This is a genomic window from Parashewanella tropica, assembly GCF_004358445.1.
Classification (GTDB): Bacteria; Pseudomonadota; Gammaproteobacteria; order Enterobacterales; family Shewanellaceae; genus Parashewanella; species Parashewanella tropica.
Genome location: NZ_CP037951.1, coordinates 2,498,829 through 2,513,609 on the forward strand (window position 1 = coordinate 2,498,829; position 14,781 = coordinate 2,513,609).

Consider the following 14,781-nt stretch of genomic DNA (forward strand, 5'->3'; position numbering starts at 1 on the left):
ATTTCCTATTTAACTGAGTCAACAATTAGATGTTGGGGCAATTCCGAAACAGAATGACAACGCAGTTGTCTCATGACTTGTTCAAATTGGCTACTTAAGCTATTGATAGTGTGAACACCACCTTGCTTACCTAAAGCACCAACGCCATAGACAAATGGGCGACCTAGGAAGGTAAAATCTGCTCCACAAGCTAGTGCGCTGGCAATATCAGGGCCGTTTCTTAAGCCACTATCAACAAACACTTTAATTTGCTTACCGTATTTTTTCGAAATGTTGAACAATGGCTTGATGGGCGCTTCACCACGGTCTAATTGTCTCGCTCCGTGGTTTGAAATAACGACAGCGTCAGCGCCTAATGAAATCGAAGCTTCAACGTCTTTTTCGTTAATCAAACCTTTGATGATCAACGGGCCTTTCCAAAGATCTCGAATCGGTTTTAGACCTTCTAAATCAACTCGCCCCATTACAGTGTTATTCATAAACTCAGCCAGTTGATCTACAGGCATGTTTTTAGGCATGTACGGCTTTAACGTTTGCATTTCGGGCTTACCCACTAATGCGGTTTCAAGTAGCCATGTCGGATTAGCCAACATTTGAATAACATTTTTGATAGTCATTTTCGGTGGTATCGACAGTCCATTGCGAATATCACGATGACGAAAACCAAAAGTTGGAACATCAACTGTAACGACAAGTACTGGATAATGCGCTTGCTCTACTCTCTTTAGAAGGCTTTTACGGATATCGGCATCGGTAGGATTGTAAAGTTGGAACCAAGCCTTACCTTCTGAAATTTCAGCAATGCTTTCTAAGCTAGCAGAAGAAACTGTACTGAGAACAAATGGAATATTTAACTTAGCAGCAGATTCGGCAAGAATTTCAGGTGTCTTTGGCCACATTAAACCTTGCAATCCAACAGGAGCGATTCCGAAAGGTGCAGAATAGGTATGCCCGAATAACTCAACTTCAAGAGAGGATGAGCTAAATGGTTTCATTAACTCACTTCGCAATTGAACCGATTCGATTGCTTTTCTGTTCGTTTGCAGCCCAACTTCCTGATTACATCCACCTTCTAAGTAATCAAAAGCAAAACTAGGCATTCTTTTTTTAGCTGCAACCTTTAAGTCAGCCACACTGGGATATTTAGGGTTAAAGTAGTTTAAATCCATTACGAAGACACCTCGTTACAAGCCATTACGACTGAAGTCTTTTTTTCCATTCAGAACCAGTAGGATACGTGTATTTTTCAACAGATTCATCAAACATTTTGATGCTGTATCCAGGTAGTTTTGGTGCAACGTAATTGCCATTGTCGATTCTGCAAGGGTCTTCAAAATGCTCGTGAAGATGATCCACAAATTCAACAACCCTATCGGTTAAGTCGGCAGAAATGTGTACATAGTCAATCATCGATAAATGTTGAACATATTCACACAAACCAACACCACCAGCATGTGGACATACAGGCTTACCATATTTAGCTGCGATCAAATAAACGGTTAGGATTTCGTTGATACTGGATAGGCGACAAGCATCAATTTGCACAACATCTAGTGCATCATTTTGAATAAACTGCTTAAAGAGCACTCGGTTTTGACAATGTTCGCCCGTTGCAACTTGAATGTCATTAATACCTTCTCTGATCTTTTGGTGACCAAAAACATCATCAGGACTGGTGGGTTCCTCAATAAACCAAGGCTTATAGGGTGCTAACTCATTTACCCAATCAATAGCTTGTTTAACTTCCCAAATTTGGTTTGCGTCAATCATCAATTTAACGTTATCACCAATGACTTCTCTGGCAATTCGGCAACGACGAATGTCATCTTCAAGTGAAACACCGACTTTTAGCTTGATGTGTTTAAAACCTTGATCAACCGCTTGCTGACAAAGGTTAGCAAGTTTTTCATCGCTATAACCAAGCCAGCCTGCTGAAGTAGTATAAGAAGGATAACCGTTCTGTTCGATCTCACGGATACGTTCTTGTTTCGTCGAAGCATTCGCTTTTACTATTTCTAGCGCTTCATCTTTTGTGATTGCATCTGTTACATATCTAAAATCAAGGCAATCAACAAACTGTTCTGCTGACATATCAGCAAGTAAACGCCAAACGGGTTTACCTTCTTTACGCGCCCACATATCCCAAATGGCATTCATAATGGCACCCGCAGCCATATGAATTACCCCTTTTTCGGGACCTAACCAACGTAACTGACTATCCGATCTTAATTCGTCATAGAACTGACCAATATTTGCAATGATTTCATCAAAATCGTAACCAACAACAAGATGCTCCATTGCCTGAATAGCTTTGCAACATAAGTCATTCCCGCGACCAATAGTGAATACTAAACCGTAGCCTTTATCACCTTGTTCAGTTTCAAGTACAACATACGCCGCAGAGTAGTCTGGGTCTTTATTGATGGCATCTGAGCCATCTAAATTTTCGGACGTGGGAAATCGAACATCCGTTGTCGAAATCGAGCTTATTTTATTTGCCACCTCGCCCCCATTTAAATATAAAATCACATTTCACATGCAAAACTACCAAACTAAATAACTAAGGGCAACCTTTCCACTACATAATTTCAATTTATTTCATTCATAAGCCATAACACTGGACTAACTTTCAAGATTCATCGTCAAGTTACGTTCATAGAAAAATCAGAAAAAACGCCACAACAACTTAAATATGAAACAATGACGCATATCATAAGCAATTGATTTATATATCGTAATATTGAAATAGGAACGTTAGGTATTGAAAAGGAAGAAAAATAGACCTGAAATGTAAACAACTTTAGCTAAATCAAACAACTTTTTGACAAACTGGAGCTAACCCCATCACTCACACATTTATGGCTATGAAAGGCTTTAGCATATGCTTGTTGATGGTGTTCAGTATAAATAAAGCCTGAAGAAGGTTATGGGCTGTTTATCTTAAACTATCCTCATTTTCCATTCTCAGTATGACACTCCTTACTTCCCAAGCATTCGATTTAGCGTTTCATCTTTGCTATAAAAATGATGTTTTATAACAGCAGATATATGCACCAAAAAGATAATCGCCAGCGCCCACATTAAAAATTTATGCGTATCTTCCCCTAAAGCTGCAAGTATGTGACTTAGAGGAATAACTTTATGAGTGATAGGGTCAATATTTTCTGCCAAAAGTACATGCCCAAAAAAGGCGATACCATGACCACCAGCCCCAGACATCAACATTCCCGAAATAGGAAAAAGCACAGTTATAATGAGTAGCATCAGATGCACACTACGACTCAACAGCTTTTCATAGTTGCCCATTGGCGTAGCTGGAGGAAACCACCCTTCTTTTAATCGCCAAAGAACTCTAATGACTGCTAAACAAACAATCAGCACTCCAATTGATTTATGCCAAGGGTAAAGAGAATGAAGTTTAAATTTATGCATAGACCATCCGAGCACAAGCATTCCAAGCATGCCGATACCAACAACCCAATGCATAATAATCGATACTTTACTGAGTCTTTGAGACATAACGATATCTGTAGAGAAGCGATTTGTTTGTTGTAAGTTAGACTGGAAAATAAGTCAATGAACCAATGCTTACTAAACGTTAACTCACTTGTTTGGCTTATTTTAGAATATGAAGAGAGAAACAGAAAAAAGGGCTTTCGAATAAAACATGAAAGCCCTGCTGGAATAAAAACTATTAAGCTAACCTCGTAGGTTTCTGATCACTTGTGGCATTTTCTTATGAAGGATTAAGCCTGAAATAACTATCGCAATGCAATAAGGAACGGCTTGTTGCCATTGTTCAAACAATAAATGACCAATGCCTAACAGAAGCGAATAAATCATTCCGATACTCGCTAAGCACGCAATAGAGTTATCTTTCAACCCAGAAGACAGCGGTGTAATTCCTGTCATTTCACGTACTTTCTTCCAACCTGGCCCATGTACTCTCAAACGCCCATAGAACTTTATGGTTTGATCTGTCGGCTCTTTAGCTGAAGTGAGTAAGGTAACAATTGTTGTTAACACTACGGTAGCTAATGCAGTACATAACATCCTGACAGCAAACCAACGCTCCTCACCTACATCTGGAAGAATAAAGAGTAATGCGTTACCCACAACAGCCGCCGTAACTAATGCGGTAATTTCTGAATAGACATTAATTCTCCACCAATACCAGCGGAGCACTTGAACAAAAGCCAAAGGAATTACGACCACAGCAATATACTCATAAGCTTGTATAATACTGGTCACTTTAGTCGTTACTATAAGTGCCACAATAGTCAGCAATAACATGCTGATACGAGCCGCTTTCACATAATGTTCTTTCGGTTTGTTTTTAACCAAATAGGGCGAATAGATGTCATTAACTAAGTATGAAGAGCCCCAGTTCAACTGAGTATCTAAAGTACTCATAAACGCAGCCAACAATGATGCAACCATTACACCTTTCAAGCCAACGGGTAAGAAAGAGTCAATCATTTTTGGGTAAGCTTGCTCTGAATCAGCTAAATTCGGGAAATAGATTATTGAGGCAACCCCGACGACAATCCAAGGCCAACTTCTTACCACCAAATGACAAAAAGCAAACCAATACAATGACAGCACTGCATCTTTCTCACTTTTAGACGCTAGAGTTCTTTGTAAAAAGAAGCCAAATCCTGGTGCATAATTCCACCAGCCAATCGCTAGTAAAATAAAGAAAGTAGCCGTTTTTAAATCCCAACCAAACTCAGGAAAGAATCTTAAGGTTTCACTATTAAAGTTAGGTGTTGCTTGTAAGGCTGTAACAATTCCACCTTGGTCGCCAAGATCAACATAAACCAAAAAGGCGAGTGCTATTGAGCCTATGATCGCTAAACCAAACTGAATTAAATCGGTATAGACCACACCATATAAGCCAGATAAAGCCGTATAACCAACCGCAGCAAGGGCTAAACCCACTAATACTAAGTCTGTTGACGTAATACCGCCAAATACGGGTAAGGTAAATAAAGCATCATTAGAGAAACCAAGAATAACGCTAATGATGTCCGACATCGCCAAGGTAACAGAAGCAATAATAATGCAATTAATAAATACACCGTCGAACAAGGCTTTGAATATCCTTAAACCATCCGTTGCCTTACTTTTATCATAGCGTTGTGAAATAAATTCGATTTCAGTTATCGCTTCACTTCGGCGCCATAAATTGGCAAAGAAAAACACCGAAACCAAAACACCAATAACCGAAACCCACCAAATCCAGTTGGCGTAAATCCCTTGCTCACGCACCACGCCAGCAACAAAAAGAGGCGTATCAGAAGAAAAGGTCGTGGCAACCATAGAAGTACCAGCAATAAACCAAGGAAGTGAGCGACCTGCCACAAAAAAATCAGCGGTACTTTCACTGGCTTTTTTAGTGAAATACATCCCAATAGCGATGGTGGCAACCACATATAAAGCAACAATTAACCAGTCAATTAAAGTCATAATTATTATTCTGTTATTCTAAGACACATTGAGCTGTGCATAATGCACAGCTCATAATTTGAAAATGATGACTAGCGTAATCCGTAGCTATCAAATTTTTTCCAAGTTTCGGTCATATCTATAACCTGACCTTTCGTTCTAGCCTCATCGATTTTAATTGCAGTCAATCCAGCTTCTAGCGCATCAATAATCGAAACTGGCAGTTTAGCCCCATTTTCGAAATAAGCCGTCCAGTCTGCAGCCATTTGCTCTTCTGCCCCATAATGCATTGAGATGCTGTCATCATGCTGATATGTAATATCTGTCACTTTCTCTGAACTTACCGCATCATGAACTTGATAGAAGTTACGAACAAAGTCTCCTTCTGCCATTCCTTTTGTACCAATCACACAAAATCGGCGATACTCATCTGGAGTATTCAGGTTAGTGTGAAAGCAAAGGTTAGTGCCGTTTTCATATTCAATAATGGCGGTTTGGTTGTCAATCAAATCACCCTGTTCAGAAAACACATCGTCAACCCCCTGCCAGCGTGACTTTCTTTCGTGGTAAACATCATGTTGCTCTAAGTCTGAATGTTGGGTATTGAAGAATCTACGACTACCAAAACTCGCGATTCGACTTGGTCTTGAACCGATTGCACCTTGGTAAATATCGATATCATGGCAGCACTTTTCTAACATAAAACCGCCTGAAACTTCTGAGTTTCGGCGCCAGTCACGCATAAAGAACGCACCGTGCTCAGGGGCAATATGTTCACTGGCTTCAATACTCATAATTTCGCCAATGTCACCAGCATTAAGACTCTTTTTCAAATCTTTATATAAAGGAGAGTAACGAAGTACCATGCCAACCATAATGCTATCTACGGCATCATACTTTTTAATTAGAGATAGCAATTCAAAGGTTTGCTGTTCTGAAATAACTACTGGCTTTTCAGTAAAAATTTTTACTCCCGCTTCTAACCCCATACGAATGTGCTCAAGATGTAAGTGGTTAGGAGAACCAATCATTAACAAATCCAGTTGTTCATTTGCTAACAGTTTCGATAATTCATCGTAGCCTTTCATCTTGATATTATGCTCTTCCATGTAATCCAATTTAACTGAAGAGGGATCGGCATAAGCGACTAATTCAAAATTAGGTATCAACTCGTGCATTACCTTAGCTACATAGCTCAGACGGTCACCAAGACCACATAAACCTACTTTCATGAATGAAATCCTTTAAATACGCGAGAGTGATGAGAATAAAAGAATGACAGATCCATACAACTCTCCTGCCAAAAAAATAAAGTTTTATGCTGAAAAAATCATACCGCCACTTAAAAGTGACGGTACGATTTCAGGAAGTTAAAATTTGTAGCTAACACCTAGGTTTATCTTACGGCCTGTCTGACCAAGCGATAATGGGCGTGTGCCATTCGCTGGTGAGTCAACAGCTGTTACATAACGCTTTTCTTGTTCGTCAGTTAGATTAACCACTTCAAAGAAACCTGTTAGACCATCTGCAAATTCATAACTAACGGATAAGTCAAACTGTCCATAGGCATTAGCATACAATTGGCTAGCCCCGAATACATCAGTTGGGTCGATTAGGAAATCGTCTCTCCAAGAGTAAGCCAAACGTGCTTGTAGTGCGTCTTTATCATAGTAAAGTGCGGTATTGATACTGGTATCTGATACGCCAGGGAATGGTACCTTGTCACCGTTATTCAACTTAAGATCTGCACTTACCTTAGTTAAGTTAACAATGGCACCTAAACCATCAAACGGCTCTGGCAAGAAAGTAAAGGCTTGGCTATAACCGATTTCAAAGCCTTTAATTTTTGCATTACCTTGGTTATCAGGCTGTCTTACAGAGTTAAACTTAACACCTGCAATCGTTTCATCTTTGTTAACTGAACCAACGATATAATCATCAATATCTTTATGGAATCCAGCAACAGTTATGGCGCTTGACTCGTTAAAGTACCACTCTAACCCAAGGTCAAAGTTATCAGCTAAATACGGCTTAAGCTTGGGATTACCAAAACCAGCAATGCGCTGAGTAGCGTTTATGATTTTAAGAGAGGGGGCTAATTGCTCAAACTCTGGACGAGTTAACGACTTAGAGTAAGAAAAACGAGCTAATAAATCTTCTGTAATATCCAATTTTACATTCATGCTAGGTAATACATTGGTATAGCTATTACTAAATGGAAAATCTTCAACAGGACCAGATAAAACAGGAACATTAATTGAACCTTGCTGCTCAAGCGTTAATTTTTGAGACTGACCAGTTACATCAGTATTCGTACGAACCACGCGAACACCTGCATTACCAGAAAGCTTCATATCACCAACATAGGTATTAACATTTAACTGAGCATAACCGGCCAAGGTTTCTTCTTCAGCCACAAAACTTTCAATTGAAAGTTTAGCAAGATCGATATCTTTGCCACGAGCCTTTAGAATTGCGTAATGATTAGGGAATAGTAATTGTGAAGGTGTCAAACCTGCTAAATCACCATCTAAGAAATTACTTGGACCTCGCATTGTTGAGTTTGAAATGCTGGTTGCAAGCGCTGGATTTTTACGACCTCCGTCTTGTCCGAAGTAAACATCAAACTGTTTCTCACGAGAGCGCCAACGCACACCGACTTTAAATTCCGAAAAAATGTCACTGTCGAAACTATAAGTCGCATCAAATTTGAACGCATGCTCACTATCGTTGTTCTTACGCTTTCTTAATTCTGTTTGCTGAACAGCATAATTTGCAGCATTAAGGAAAGCGGCATCCTTGGCATCAGGAGTGAAACTTACCGCGCCACCATGAGTAGAAGCGATACCTTTAATGGTACGAACAATATTCTTACCATCTTTATCTAATCCATCAACTAAAGAGATAACCGAACGACCAAAATCCAATTCGCCACTTGCATCGGCATAAGAATAATCGGCTTCAAATAACCAGTTATCTGTATTGTGTTGGAAATTCAAACCAAAGTTAACGCTTTTGTCTGAACCCGAGCGAATATCAGTAAAACTCTCGATGTTAGCCGTTGTAGGGAAACGAGTTAATGTTCCGCTATTTACTTCAGGGTTACATGTGACACTTTTATCAGCATTTGGCTCAGTATTACAAAACTTAACACCAGCATGACTACCAGGAGCCAGAGAGTAAATCGCACCATATTGGTTAGAATCAATATCTCGTTTAGAAACAAGCACATCGGCAATCAGCTGAGTATCCTCGCCTAATAACCACTGCAGCGTTCCATTAACCGTTGTACGTTTACGCTCTTCTGTAAAAGACTCTGGGTTAGCCGAAAATGGCAAGAAAGTTCCCTTTAAATCACCTTTTTTATCACCATTAGTGTCAATTGCAGGCGCTTTTAAATAACCAAAAGTATTCGCAATATCTTCACGAATAAAACGATCTGAGTAACTTACAGCCGCCATTGCACCAAAGGTTTCATCATCATTTACCCAACTATGTAAGCCACTAAATGAAGGTTTAGTCTTTTTGTTAAATTCACCGTACTGACCACGAACCGTTGCAGCAGTTGTTGTTCCAAGCTGAAGAGGACGTGCAGTTTTAATATTTACCACACCACCAATACCACCTTCTACTTGAGAGGCAGAGCTTGTTTTATAAACTTCTAGCTTATTAATAACTTCGGCAGGTAGTACATCAAAGTTTGTCGCACGCCCTGTCGTACTTGCTGCACCACCGTTTAATGTAGAGTCAAACGATTCAGTACCACTGACCAAAGTACGCCCATTTACCGTACCACGAACAAAATCTGGGCCTAAACCACGAATAGATACGAAGTCACCTTCACCTCTATCACGCTGAATCGCTACACCTGGCACACGTTGTAGGGCCTCTGCCACGTTGCGATCGGGTAATTTACCCACATCTTCAGCGGTAATGGCATCGACAAAATTATCATCAAACCTTTTAGTGTTCAGAGATTCAGCAACAGAGCCACGAATGCCTGAAACCACAATTTTTTCGATGTCTTCATTTTTCTTACTTTTGCTTGCTTCTTCTTCAGCTGCTTGGGCTGAAATCGATACGCTACTTGCAATAGCTGCGCAGATTACAGTCGAAAGCACTGATCGGCTAAACTTTTTATTCATTATTTTCTTCCATGGTTGTGACTGATTCAAATATTAAACACCAATTCAATTTTGAAACGACATGGCTTTTTTGACATTTAATTCACAAATAATCAAACATTGATTGACCATAAATCAAATTATTTCATATACACAATATACAAACTGTTTTATTTTATATGCGAAACATAAAATCATAATCACACACACGTTAACGTTAACGTAACATAAAAGTAATGAAATAAGAGGGAGCACAGAACGCATGAACAAAAAGTATACGGCTCCTGCACTAGAAAAAGGGTTAGAGATAATAGAGCTGCTTTCAAGGTTCCCTAACGGTCTTAGCTTGACAGAAATATCAACTCGCCTAGCACGAACTAATGCTGAATTATTTCGGATGGTGTCGGTACTCAAGGAGCAGGGCTATATCGAATACGCACAGGAAGGGAAAATATATCGACTTTCACTCAAGCTATTTCGTTTATCACAAACAATATCACCTATGAATCGACTGTTAGATATTGCCTTGCCTCAAATGACACTCCTTTCTAATCAATGTAAACACCCTTGCTATCTTGTATGTTACTCAGAGGGTTATGGAATTGTTACTGCTTACAGAGCTAGCGAAAAGAATGGTCATCAACTGACTTATAGCGTAGGAAGTAAACTGCCCCTTATAAATAGCTGCGGAGGACACGTGCTACTTTCTTTTGCTTCTTATAATAAACGTCAGTCTATGCTTGAATCCTTCAAAGCAAATAGTAAAGCAGATATTAACTTCCAAAAACTTCGTAAGCATATTGAGAAAATAAAGTCACAAGGATATGAAGCAATGGAAAGCCCTGTCTTTTTAAGTGGGTTTGATATTGGTTTTCCAATTTTCAGTAGTGATGAAGAAGTGATCGCTGTTTTAGTGACATCCACTCTAACTTACAAAGATCCTGAAATGAACGCGAATTTAGATGAATTAAAAAGAAAAATAGAAATAGCAGCTGAAATAATTACTAAAAATTATACCGAAGCATACAATTAATACAAACCTGTATTCAAAATATCAAACCTCATTACGGCAGTTGAAGAATAAAACATCAGGCTGTCTTTCAATTCTTACTCAGTATTGCTTAACGCACCATCAGTAGCGATAATCAAACATTAATAGATGGGTATATAAATTATCAATAATAAAGGACATACATGAACAATAACGAACAGCCAACTTTACTTTGGTATGACTTCGAGACGTTTGGTGCAAGTCCAGCCAAAGATCGTCCTTCTCAGTTTGCAGGCATTCGCACTGATTTTGATCTTAATATCATTGAAGAACCCATTAGCTTTTATTGCAAGCAATCTCCTGATTATTTGCCGCAACCTGAAGCCATTCTCGTCACCCATATCACTCCACAAATCGCTAATACTCGCGGTATGCCGGAAGCGGAATTCATGGCTAGAATTCATCAGGTTTTCAGCCAACCGAATACCTGTGTTGTTGGGTATAACTCATTACGATTTGATGATGAAGTCACTCGTTACGGGTTTTATCGTAATTTTATCGACCCATACGCTCGTGAGTGGCAAAACAATAATTCACGATGGGATATTATCGATCTCGTCCGAGCCTGCTATGCCCTGCGTCCTGATGGAATTAATTGGCCTGAAAATGAAGATGGTAGTCCTAGCTTCAAATTAGAACGCTTGACAGTCGCTAATGGCCTTGCACACGAAAATGCACATGATGCGGTATCTGATGTAAAAGCAACGATTGCTTTAGCTAAGTTAATAAAAGAAAAGCAACCCAAGCTTTACGAATATTATTTTAATTTAAGGCGTAAACAAGCGGTAAATGATCTAATTGACGTGGTGAACATACAACCGTTATTACATGTTTCATCAAAAATTCCTGCTATAAATGGTTGCGCGACATTAATCGCGCCAGTGATCCATCACCCAAGTAATAAAAACAGCATTGTTTGTGTCAATCTCGCAATGGATCTCTCCCCACTATTTGACTTAAGTGTTGAAGAAATCAAGCAACGAATGTTCACCAAAAGACAAGATCTTGCACCTGATGAACTGCCCGTACCTCTTAAAGAAATCCACGTAAATAAATGTCCTTTCATCACCACTGCAAAAGCATTAACGGATAGTCACGCTCAGCGACTCGATTTCGACTTAGAATTTGCGAGGGAGCAATATAAACGCCTAAAGCAATCAAAAGACATTCGACGCAAGCTTACTGAGTTATTTAGTCTAGAAGACGACCGCCCAAGCACTTCTGATCCTGATCGAATGCTTTATTCTGGTGGCTTTTTCAGTCATGCTGATAAAAACAAAATTGCTATGGTTCAGCAAACTAAACCTGAAAATTTAGCCGCGCTAGAGCTTCATTTTGAAGACGAGCGTTTACCTGAAATGCTATTTCGTTACCGTGCGAGAAACTATCCAGAAACGCTTTCAGTTGCTGAAAGTGAGCAATGGCGTGATTTCTGCCAAGAAAGGTTAAATGATCCTGAATACATAGTTCGCTTAGAAAACCTGCTACATGAAACGTCAGACGACGAACAAAAGCAGAAATTGCTTCAAGCGCTTTGTAAATATTTACAATCACTATAATTTTAATAAAAATGTAATAAATATAGAATCTATTCAAAGAAATAGGTTCTAAATGAGAGTGTTGTCTCATTAAGTTCTAGATAAGTTATCTAGAATCAAGAACTCAAAATAAGATATCAAATGAGGATACGGGAATGCAGGATAGATTTGTACAGAGCATCGCCCAGCTACCACCTTTATTAGCGCAAGCATTAGTGCCTGTTTTAAATGATAGTTTTTCTGGTCAGATTGAAGCTAAGCAAATCGAGCAATTGAAAAGGATGTCAGGTTTATCTGAAAATGAACTTATCTTTTCTCTACTGCCAGTTGCTGCGGCACTAGCTAAGCCGCCAATCAGCCAGTTTTACGTTGGTGCCATCGCTAAAGGGATCAGTGGCGATATATACATGGGGGCTAATTTAGAATTCCCTGGTGAAACACTGGGTCAAAGCGTTCATGCAGAGCAAAGTGCTATATCACATGCTTGGATGTCTAATGAAAAACAGATCACAGATATTTTCATTAACTACAGCCCTTGTGGTCATTGTCGTCAATTTATCAATGAGCTAGTAAACAGCTCTAATATTCAGATACATTTACCAGAGCAAACGACCCAACCATTGAGTCATTACCTTCCTTATGCGTTTGGTCCGAAGGATTTAAATGTTACTACACCACTACTCACTTCGGATGCCGTACAGCTAAAGCTAATTAGTGAAGACCCATTGATCCTTGAAGCCACACATCAAGCCTCTAAAAGTTACTCTCCATATAGCAACAATCATGCAGCCGTTTCATTGGAACTCAGTGATGGCAGTATCGTCTCTGGTCGTTATGCCGAAAACGCAGCGTTCAACCCTTCAATGCTGCCAATGCAAGTCGCTTTATGTGATTTAGTCAGAAAGAATAAAGACTTTTCCGAGATCAAACGTGCCGTTTTAGTAGAATCATCAGCGGGAAAAATCAGTCTAGCCAATGTATCGATGAATGCACTTCATGATGTCGCCAATATCGAACTTGAACATTTAACGGTAGAGCCTGAATAACCACGAATGTTGATAAGCGCAATTTCTCCTGTTATTGCGCTTATGGTTTTAAATTCCCTCTTTATTAAGTTTTATTCATCTTAATTGATCTTCGTCAACTTTCTCTTCAGTGTTACCGCAGTCATTCAAAATCTATATCACCATGCTGCCAGAAACTGAATCATTTAGAGCCAGCGATTCTCATCCCGAATTAACTCCTGACTTATCAAGTAATAATGATATTTTCGGCTTGGTTTTAAACAAGGATAATGAAGCTTCTCAACTAGAACTTCAGATCCATCAGGTCAATTTAACTGGCTCCACGCAATTTCAGCATACCTGGTCAGTTCTTGAAGCATCACAATACTTATGCCTAACGGCTCAAGGCTCTTGCCTTCCGTTTACAATCTGCGTTTTTCATCAACAACAAACATCAACCTCTTTTGATGCTAGATTAACCCATTCAGAAAGCGACGGCTGGATGCTTACTCGAGGTGATGGAACACCAATCAAACAATATTTAGATGGTATTCACGAAGTATCTTTAAAAGTGAAGCGTACAGTTATTGATCTAGAGCTTGCATTAAATACGGCCACGAATTCTCTTCAACATTTGGTACATCAAACACAGGATAAATTCGCACAAAGCATCAGCAAACTACCACCACAACTCGGACTAGCATTACTTCCAATTATTAATGAACGCTTTACAGGTCATATTACCGCTAAACAAATCAAGCATTTACAAACAGTATCAGGGCTTCCTGCAAATACCCTTATTTTTTCTATGCTCCCTATCGCTGAGATTTTCTCCCAAACACCAATAAGTAATTTCAAAGTGGGCGCAATTGTTAAAGGAATAAGTGGTGACATATACATGGGTGCTAACTTTGAATTTTCAAAAGCATCTCTCAGTCAAAGCATACACGCGGAGCAGAGTGCCATTAGTCACGCTTGGATGTTAGGTGAAAATCAAATTACGGATGTGTTTCTCAACTACCCCCCATGTGGACACTGTCGACAATTTATTAATGAAATGGCTAATGGTTCAAATGTTTTATTCCACCTACCTGAACAAAAGGTGAATCCGCTTAGCTATTATTTACCTGACGCCTTTTCCCCAAGTCATTTGGGTATAACAATGCCATTGTTCTCATCCGAGGCAGTAAAACTCAAAATCGAAAATAAAGACCCGTTAATAGCCGAAACTACTCTTCAAGCTTGTAAAAGTTATGCGCCTTATACTGGCTGTCATGCAGCGGTTTCACTAGAGCTTCATGATGATAAAGTAATTTATGGCCGCTATATTGAGAATGTCGCATTCAACCCATCTTTACCTCCAATGCAAGTCGCTTTATGTGGGTTAAAAAGAATGAATAAAGACTTTTCCGAGATCAAACGTGCCGTTTTAGTAGAATCATCAGCTGGAAAAATCAGTCTAGCCAATGTATCGATAAATGCACTTCATGATGTAGCCAATATCCAGCTTGAACATGTAACGGTAGAGCCTGAATAATTACGATTTTCTGAATTTAAGCGCAATTAACTAGATTGTGCTTTTCTCTTTATGATTAAACTCTAATTAAGCTTTTCTC

General features: G+C 39.3%; 10 protein-coding genes. 4 read left to right on the forward strand and 6 right to left on the reverse strand.

Going from position 1 to position 14,781, the window contains the following annotated elements; all coding sequences use genetic code 11:
• Nucleotides 1-5 precede the first annotated feature (5 nt).
• The 6 genes from E2H97_RS11005 to E2H97_RS11030 form a co-directional block, all read right to left on the reverse strand.
• Complete coding sequence (locus tag E2H97_RS11005; RefSeq protein WP_133407186.1) at nt 6-1,169, reverse strand: alpha-hydroxy acid oxidase; 1,164 nt, start codon at nt 1,167-1,169, stop codon at nt 6-8.
• 25 nt (nt 1,170-1,194) lie between these two features.
• On the reverse strand, nt 1,195-2,502 hold the full coding sequence (locus E2H97_RS11010) for an L-fuconate dehydratase (protein ID WP_133407187.1): 1,308 nt from the start codon (nt 2,500-2,502) through the stop codon (nt 1,195-1,197).
• Between the two features lie 477 nt (nt 2,503-2,979).
• A complete protein-coding gene (locus E2H97_RS11015; RefSeq protein WP_133407188.1) occupies nt 2,980-3,519 on the reverse strand; it encodes a cytochrome b in 540 nt (179 codons plus the stop codon).
• A 180-nt stretch (nt 3,520-3,699) separates the two neighbouring features.
• Complete coding sequence (locus E2H97_RS11020; RefSeq protein WP_133407189.1) at nt 3,700-5,469, reverse strand: sodium:solute symporter family protein; 1,770 nt, start codon at nt 5,467-5,469, stop codon at nt 3,700-3,702.
• Between the two features lie 71 nt (nt 5,470-5,540).
• Nucleotides 5,541-6,680, reverse strand: a complete 1,140-nt coding sequence (locus E2H97_RS11025) for a Gfo/Idh/MocA family protein (RefSeq protein WP_133407190.1) — start codon at nt 6,678-6,680, stop codon at nt 5,541-5,543.
• A 138-nt stretch (nt 6,681-6,818) separates the two neighbouring features.
• Nucleotides 6,819-9,593 carry a TonB-dependent receptor gene (locus E2H97_RS11030; protein WP_133407191.1) on the reverse strand — a complete coding sequence of 925 codons (2,775 nt, stop codon included), beginning with the start codon at nt 9,591-9,593 and terminating at the stop codon, nt 6,819-6,821.
• Between the two features lie 241 nt (nt 9,594-9,834).
• Between E2H97_RS11030 and E2H97_RS11035 the strand changes: the two genes are divergently transcribed.
• From E2H97_RS11035 to cdd (E2H97_RS11050), 4 genes are all read left to right on the forward strand, one after another.
• Nucleotides 9,835-10,605 carry an IclR family transcriptional regulator gene (locus tag E2H97_RS11035; protein WP_133407192.1) on the forward strand — a complete coding sequence of 257 codons (771 nt, stop codon included), beginning with the start codon at nt 9,835-9,837 and terminating at the stop codon, nt 10,603-10,605.
• A 161-nt stretch (nt 10,606-10,766) separates the two neighbouring features.
• Complete coding sequence (gene sbcB, locus E2H97_RS11040; RefSeq protein ID WP_133407193.1) at nt 10,767-12,182, forward strand: exodeoxyribonuclease I; 1,416 nt, start codon at nt 10,767-10,769, stop codon at nt 12,180-12,182.
• A gap of 134 nt (nt 12,183-12,316) precedes the next feature.
• Nucleotides 12,317-13,207 (forward strand): cytidine deaminase, encoded by an 891-nt coding sequence (cdd, locus tag E2H97_RS11045; protein ID WP_133407194.1) that lies wholly within the window; start codon nt 12,317-12,319, stop codon nt 13,205-13,207.
• Between the two features lie 592 nt (nt 13,208-13,799).
• Nucleotides 13,800-14,702, forward strand: a complete 903-nt coding sequence (gene cdd, locus E2H97_RS11050) for a cytidine deaminase (RefSeq protein WP_246029089.1) — start codon at nt 13,800-13,802, stop codon at nt 14,700-14,702.
• The last annotated feature ends 79 nt before the right edge of the window (nt 14,703-14,781 follow it).